Source organism: Glutamicibacter sp., from assembly GCF_050701915.1.
Lineage (GTDB): Bacteria > Actinomycetota > Actinomycetes > Actinomycetales > Micrococcaceae > Glutamicibacter.
Window position 1 is genome coordinate 43,446 of the sequence record NZ_JBOGEG010000027.1, and the last position, 7,179, is coordinate 50,624.

Below are 7,179 nucleotides of genomic sequence, written 5' to 3' on the forward strand. Positions count from 1 at the left end.
CAATCAGCACCGGGTGTCGGCTTCGGGGACTTTGCCGTCAATCAGGTACTCATCCACCGCTTTGGTAATGCACTCATTGGAGCGTCCATATGCGGTGTGGCCATGGCCTTCATAGGTCAGCAAGGTCGCGTTATCCAGCTGCTGCGCCAGGGCCTCAGACCATGCGTAGGGGGTAGCTGGATCGCCGACGGTGCCAATGACGAGGATCTCATTCGAGCCTTCCGCGTCCAGGACCTCAGGCTTGCCAGTGGAATCGTGGTCCCAGGCCTCGCAGGTGATGCCGCCGTAGGCAAGATACTTGCCCAAGGTTGGGGCCGCACGCATCAACTCTGTTGCTTCGGCCTGCATCGCTTCTGGACTGGCGTCCATTGGACGGTCCAGGCAATTGATGGCGGTGAAAGCATCGGTGGAATTCGATGCATACGTGCCGTCGCCCTCGCGGTCCGCCGAGAGATCCGCGAAGCCGAGGAGCATATCCACATCCGCGTCGTTGACGGCAGCGTTCATCGCATCGGTCAAAATGGGCCAGCTGGAATCGTCATACAGCGGCAAGATGAAGCCGTTGATGAAGTCGATGATCGGCACTGCGCGCCCGTCGCTGGCGGTCATTGGTTCGTTCTCCACCTGCGCAAAGAACTGCTGCAGCTGCACCTTGGCCTCTTCAACGGTTCCAGTGAACGGGCACTCACCGCTTTCAAGGCAATTGGCGAGCCACGCGTCGATTTCCTTCTCGAAGCCAACGGCCTGGGCCAAGGTGAGTTCCGAAGCTGTGCTGGTTGGATCCATGGCACCGTCAAGTACGAAACGCCCCACATTCCGAGGGAACAGATCAGCGTAGGTTGCGCCGAGGAAAGTTCCATAAGAGAAACCGAGGTAGTCCAGCTGTGCATCACCGAGCACAGCACGGATCACGTCCATATCCCTAGCTGCCGAGACGGTATCGACGTGGCCTAGGAGATCACCGGTATTCGAAGCGCAGTCAGCTGCGTAGTCCTCGGTATCCTCGACAATTTCGTCCTGGTCTTCAGGAACCCAAGCCCGCAGGTTTTCCTGGCGTCCTTCGTCGGTTTCGGCACCACTTTGACAGGTGACCGGGGAGCTTTCTCCCACACCTCGCGGGTCGAAGCCGATGACGTTGTAGGCGCGCTGCAGCTCAGTGCTGAACATGCCTTGTACCGAGGACTCCACCAGGTCCAGGCCGGATCCGCCTGGGCCGCCGGGGTTTACCAAAAGATTGCCCGTCGCCCCGTCCACGGCGCGGCGGTTCAACGCCAGGTCTATGCTCTCGCCTTCGGGGTAGGCATAATCCATTGGAACCTCGATGGTGGCGCATTCGATGACGCTGCCGCACTTTTCCCAGTCGAGGTCTTGGCTGTAGAAGGATTCCAATCCTTCCGGCGTGCTGGCGCTGGGCGCGGACTGCGACGCATTCGATGCGCCGGACTGCGAATCCGCGGTAGTGGAAGAGCAACCGGCTAGGCCCAAAGCCATAGCAGTCCCCACTGCGGCCAAGCGCATCATCGGTGAGCGTGCAGGCACTTTTCGTGTCTCCTTGTGATGGGTTAGCGGCGTCCTGGCTGTGGCAGCAATCGGGTCATGAGTGCTTCCAGCGCCATGAGCTGGTTGACGTTGGCAGCCAAGCGGCTGCGGGTTTCATTGATGGCATCTAGCTGAGCCAAGGACTTCTCGCTGGACTGTTCCGCTGCGAAACGTTCGAGCTTCTCGCGCAGGTGCTCGTTGATCAGCTCAATTCCGGTGCTCAGCTGGATGCTCAAAACGTCGCGGAAGAACGTGGTCAGGTCGGTCAGGGTACGGTCCAAGGCATCGAAAGCCGCACGCCGAGCAAATCGCTTGGCATCGTCTTCCAACGCCTTGAACTGTCCGCGCAATCCAGCTGGGATGTTCTCCTCTGGACCCAAGCCATTGGCATGGCGCAGCTGGGCAATCTTGTTCTGCAGATCGGTGCCGGTAATGTCTTCGGCACGCTCGCTGGCCAGCTTGGAAATTTCTGCGGCAGCGGCCATCGCCTGCGGCAAGGTGGTTGTGCGCAACGGCAGGGTAACGACTTTTTCACGCTGGATGCGTGCCTGCTCGTCACGGGCCAGCAAACGGGCCACGCCAATGTGGGACTGCGAAACACGGGCAGCGAACAGTGCCTGATCCGGTTCCAGTCCGTCCCGGCGTACCAAAAGATCTGCAACGTCCTGGGTGGAAGGCACCGAGAGATTTACCGCGCGGCAACGCGATCGAATGGTCACCAGCACATCTGCAGGAGACGGGGCGCTCAGGATCCAGATCATCTTGGCTGGCGGCTCTTCAATGGCCTTGAGCAGCACGTTGGTGCTGCGCTCGGACATGCGGTCTGCATCTTCGATGATGATGATGCGCCAGCGGCCGGTGCCAGCACTTTCCTGCGCACGGGTAATCAGATGGCGCACGTCAGCGATCTGGTACTCGAATTTGTCGGTGGATATGAAGGAAACGTCCGGGTGCTCCGAATTCATGACCATTTTGCAGTTGGCGCACTGGCCGCAGCCGGCCGGGGCTTGGGTGCACTGCAAAGCTGCCGCGAAAGCCCGCGCCGCGGTAGTACGGCCCGAGCCCGGGGGACCAGTAACCAGCCAGGCGTGGGTCGGGTTGCCACGATCAACTTCAGCGGTCAACGTGGCAATGACACGTTCCTGCCCGGCGAGGTCTGCGAAGACCGGCCGGGTCACAGCAGGCCTGCCAGATGCTGCGCAACCGACTGGTGCAGCTGCTCCACGCTGGCGGTGGCATCCAAGACCAGGTAGCGCTGCGGGTCGCGGGCGGCTAATTCGAGGAAGGCGTTGCGGATGCGTTCATGGAAATCATCCGGCTCGGATTCCAAGCGATCCGAGTCCTCCACGCCGCCGCTGGCCGCAATGCGCCGGGCACGTCCCTGTGCGGCGGAGATATCAAGGATGATCGTGGCATCCGGCTTCAGCCCGCCGGTTGCGAAGTCGTTGATCGATGCGACGGCATCAAAGCCGAGGGCACGGCCCATCCCCTGGTAGGCCAGCGAGGAATCAACAAACCTGTCACAGATGATGTGGGTTCCTGCATCCAGCGCGGGGGAGATGACCTGCTGGACATGGGCGGCACGAGCAGCCGAGTAAATCAGGGCTTCGGTACGGGCATCGATCTCGCCGTGGCCGTGTTCGAGCACCAAAGAACGCAGCTCTTCGCTAATCTGGGTTCCACCTGGTTCACGGGTAGTGGTGACCTTGGCGCCACGGGACTCCAGCCACTGCTGAGCCATGGCGACCTGCGTGGACTTCCCAGCGCCGTCGCCGCCTTCAAAGACGATGAACAAGCCACGGGTTGGGGTACTCGATTCGATACTCACCCCACTAGCCTATCCAAGGACATTTAAAGATGTGCACTGCAACGGCTGGTTGTGCATTGAAAATGCCCCCAGTGTGGTCGATCAGTCAAATGAAATGTAGTGAAATCCATCGGCTAGCAGCGTCAAAGGACGCGTAGAGTTTTTTCCATGAACCCCCGCACCGCAGAACCAGGCGCCGATCCAGTCTGGGATCCGAAAACTTTGCTCGTTGCCGGCGGGCGTCCGGCCCATGGCTACGATGCTCCAGTCAACCACCCGGTGACCTTCACCTCGACCTACCATTCCAAAGGGCAGGCGGCGCCGGGCGAACGCGTATATGCGCGCTTCTCCAACCCCACCTGGGATCCTTTTGAGGAAGTACTGGGCCAGCTCGAAGCAGCAACCCTGCCAGCTTTGGTCTTCTCCTCGGGCATGGCAGCTATCGCCGCCGCATTGAGCATCGTGCCAGAGGCCGGCGTGCTGGTGATGCCGCAGCATTCCTATAACGGTTCACTGGCGCTGAGCTCGGAACTGCAAGAGGCGGGACGGCTGAGCATTCGCCCGGTGGACATTGCCAACACCGAAGAAGTGCTCGCTGCGATGGATGGGGCCGATGTGCTCTGGGTAGAGTCGCCAACGAACCCCATGCTGGAAGTCGCAGACCTGCCGATCCTGCTGGCTGCCGCGAAAGCGAAGAACGTCGTGAGCATCGTGGATAACACCTTTGCCACCCCGCTGCTCCAGCAACCGCTAGTCCACGGCGCCGACCTTGTAGTGCACTCGGTGACCAAGTACCTGTCGGGCCACTCGGATGTGATCATGGGCGCGCTGGTCACCAGCGACGAGCAGCTCCACAGCCGCCTGCATGGATACCGGACCTTGCATGGCGCGATCGCCGGACCGATGGATACCTTCCTCGCATTACGCGGGGTGCGCACCATGGCGGTGCGCATTGAGCGTTCGCAGTCGAACAGCCAGGTACTAGCCGAACGGCTTGCGGCACACCCCAAGGTGCAGGCCGTGCGCTACCCGGGCCTGCCCAATGACCCGGGCCACGCGCGCGCCGCCGAACTCATGGGCGGGTTCGGCTCGGTGATCGCCTTTGAAGCGGGAAACAGCGCTGACGAAGCGGACCAGGTACTGGATGCCTTCAAGCTCATCACCGGCGCCACCTCACTTGGAGGCGTGGAGTCCTTGGCAGAGCGACGGGCACGCCACGCTTCGGAACCGGCCAGCGTTCCCGCCAGCCTGATTCGCCTGTCGGTAGGCATTGAAGAAGTGGAAGACCTCTGGGTCGATCTGGAGCAAGCCCTGGACCAGCTTTAATGCCAGCGGGCGCTGATTTTCCGCGCGTGGCACAGCGCCCATCAATTGCGCCAAAAAGGTAGAGTAAAAGCATGAACATGTTGCGCATGGCCCAAATAATCGAGTACTACATGATGATCGCCCTGAGCATTGTCATCGTTGCGCTCGCCGTATGGGCCTTGGTCGATTGCCTGCGCCATGGCGCGGACCGCTTCGCCCAGGAAGGCAAGCGTTCCAAAGGATTCTGGCTTGGCCTGACCGTTGCCAGCACCGCGGTGGCGCTGCTTGGCATTTTCAGCCAGGGCGGAATCGGCTTCCTGCAGCTGATCGGCGCCTGCATCGCCTGCGTGTACCTCGCGGACGTCAAGCCAGCCGTTAGCGGCAAGGGCGGCGGCTGGTACAACTACTAGGCCGTGCCAAGGCACCAGAGCTTTCACGAAGACCTGCATCCGCATATTGGCGGACTGCAGGTCTTCGCAGTTTAACCATGGGCCTTAACTTTCGCACGAGCAGGCTTGCGCATTGGTTAGGATGGATTACATGAGCCACACTTTGATTTTGCTTCGCCACGGACAGAGCGAATGGAACGAAAAGAACCTGTTCACCGGTTGGTACGACGTATCGCTGACCGAGAAGGGCCGTGCTGAAGCTGCACGCGGCGGCCAGCTGCTGACCGAAGCTGGCTACAAGCCGGAGGTGCTTCACACCTCCTTGCTGACCCGCGCCATTGTTACCGCGAATCTGGCCCTGGAAGCCGCTGGCCGTTCGTGGATCCCGGTGAACCGCGATTGGCGCCTGAACGAGCGCCACTACGGTGCGCTGCAGGGCAAGGACAAGGCGCAGACCCTGGCCGAGTTCGGCGAAGAGCAATTCATGGAATGGCGTCGCAGTTACGACACCCCGCCACCAGCACTGGATGATTCCTCGGAGTTCAGCCAGATCAATGACGAGCGCTATGCGGCATTGGGCGACTCCGCCCCACGCACCGAGTGCCTCAAGGACGTGCTGGATCGCATGCTTCCCTACTGGGAGAACAACATCAAGGCTGACCTGTCGGCAGGCAAGACCGTAATGGTCACTGCCCACGGCAACTCGCTGCGTGCGCTGGTCAAGCATCTGGATGGCATCAGCGATGAAGACATTGCTGGCCTCAACATCCCAACTGGCATCCCGCTGGTCTATGAGCTGGATGACAACTTCCAGCCAATCACCAAGGGCGGAACCTACCTGGATCCAGCAGCGGCAGCCGACGCCATCAAGGCCGTTGCCAACCAAGGCCGCTAGTAGGACACGCTTTTCGGCGGCATCGCGGCTACTGGATACCAGCTAGTAGTTCGCGATGCCGCCGTCCGCTTGTTAACGCCGAGATAACGCCAAGCGTCTGGCTGTGAGCGAAACAACTGCGCACGATTGTATTTTTGGCATTAGTATGCTGTAATCTCCTATTTCGAATAGGCTCAATGGCTCACGTTAGGAATGCAATTCGTGGCAACTGATTACGATGAAGTCCGCCCAGACGTTGCTGAGGCACGTAAGGCTTCTCTGGATGCGGTGAAGTCCGCAAACGCACCGGACGCCAAGTCGGTGGTGCGCGAGCTCGACGAGACCGACCACACCGATGGCATGGATCTGCCAGGCGCGGATCTATCCAACGAGGAATTGACCGTTACGGTCATTCCGCAGAAAGACGACGAGTTCATTTGCGGCTCGTGCTTCTTGATTCGCCACCGTTCGCAGCTGGTGCGCGAAGAAGGCAACGTAGGCTTCTGCGTCGAGTGCGAAGGCTAGGAGCCCGCTAGACGCTGGCGCCACCTGCGCGCCAACAACAACCTGCGAGGGCAGTCCGCTGATCGGCGGACTGCCCTCTGCTGGTTTAACGAGTTGAATTCCTGGGACAGGGCTGAATCCCATAGGGTGGCCAGTAGTCCGCCCAGCGCTGCGTCTTGCCTCCGCAGGCATCCTGCGGCAATGGCTGGATGCGCTATCACCCTGGGCGCTAATAGAGCTGCATGGCCGAATGATGCCGAGCGCCGCTGGGCCCGACCGCGCCATGGACCACAGCGAAGCGGCAAGCTTGCGCCGCGATGCGATCGATGGCGTGATGGCAATTGGTGTGCTGCTTCTTGGGTGCGCCGTGGCGCTCCGCATGCCGAGAATGGACTCGGGACTGGCGCGGTAGCTGGGCCTCGGCCCGGTAGTGGTGCGAAAAGTTTCCCGGCCCGTTGGATAACCCGGATCCCCCATTTCCCCTGAGGTGTCCGCGTCCAGGCAGGGGCGGTCCTGAACGAGGTTCCGTCGCTGTGCGCCGTGCCATCAGGGCTAGCGCATGCGGTCTGGAAAATGCATCTGGAGCCGGCAGCCGGCAGCCAGCAGCGACCTGCCCTCCGGCCAGATCCACGCGGTGGCCCAATGGCCCGGTGGCACCGCTCGCAATCCGCGAACCCCTGCTCCTGTGCTGGCTTCCGCGTTTCCCGTTCTGGCAGCGTTGAGGAATAAAAAACGGCGCCTGCCATCCGGTGGTACCGGAT

The 7,179-nt window shown here is 61.0% G+C and carries 8 protein-coding genes; 5 read left to right on the plus strand and 3 right to left on the minus strand.

What is annotated here, in order from left to right; genetic code table 11:
- Positions 1-3 precede the first annotated feature (3 nt).
- Genes ACRDT3_RS14425 through tmk form a run of 3 tightly spaced genes read right to left on the minus strand, consistent with a single transcriptional unit; the run spans position 4 to position 3,367 of the window.
- On the minus strand, positions 4-1,539 hold the full coding sequence (locus ACRDT3_RS14425) for an alpha/beta hydrolase (RefSeq protein ID WP_431493630.1): 1,536 nt from the start codon (positions 1,537-1,539) through the stop codon (positions 4-6).
- Positions 1,540-1,562: 23 nt separating this feature from the next.
- On the minus strand, positions 1,563-2,717 hold the full coding sequence (locus tag ACRDT3_RS14430; protein ID WP_431493631.1) for a DNA polymerase III subunit delta': 1,155 nt from the start codon (positions 2,715-2,717) through the stop codon (positions 1,563-1,565).
- A complete protein-coding gene (gene tmk / locus ACRDT3_RS14435; RefSeq protein WP_431493632.1) occupies positions 2,714-3,367 on the minus strand; it encodes a dTMP kinase in 654 nt (217 codons plus the stop codon). The genes ACRDT3_RS14430 and tmk overlap by 4 nt, the downstream gene beginning before the upstream one ends.
- A gap of 147 nt (positions 3,368-3,514) precedes the next feature.
- Here tmk and ACRDT3_RS14440 point away from each other — a divergent pair, with 147 nt between their 5' ends.
- The 5 genes from ACRDT3_RS14440 to ACRDT3_RS14460 all read left to right on the plus strand — a co-directional run.
- The gene (locus ACRDT3_RS14440) at positions 3,515-4,672 is read left to right on the plus strand and encodes a trans-sulfuration enzyme family protein (protein WP_431493633.1); all 1,158 of its coding nucleotides are present in this window, start codon (positions 3,515-3,517) and stop codon (positions 4,670-4,672) included.
- Positions 4,673-4,743: 71 nt separating this feature from the next.
- Positions 4,744-5,061, plus strand: coding sequence for a DUF2516 family protein (locus tag ACRDT3_RS14445; protein WP_431493634.1), 318 nt, complete (start codon positions 4,744-4,746; stop codon positions 5,059-5,061).
- Between the two features lie 130 nt (positions 5,062-5,191).
- Positions 5,192-5,935: a phosphoglyceromutase gene (locus ACRDT3_RS14450; protein WP_431493635.1), complete on the plus strand. Its 744-nt coding sequence runs from the start codon at positions 5,192-5,194 to the stop codon at positions 5,933-5,935.
- 201 nt (positions 5,936-6,136) lie between these two features.
- Positions 6,137-6,439, plus strand: coding sequence for a DUF4193 domain-containing protein (locus ACRDT3_RS14455; RefSeq protein ID WP_038993831.1), 303 nt, complete (start codon positions 6,137-6,139; stop codon positions 6,437-6,439).
- Positions 6,440-6,977: 538 nt separating this feature from the next.
- The coding region (locus ACRDT3_RS14460; RefSeq protein ID WP_431493636.1) for a hypothetical protein at positions 6,978-7,179 on the plus strand (202 nt) is incomplete at its 3' end.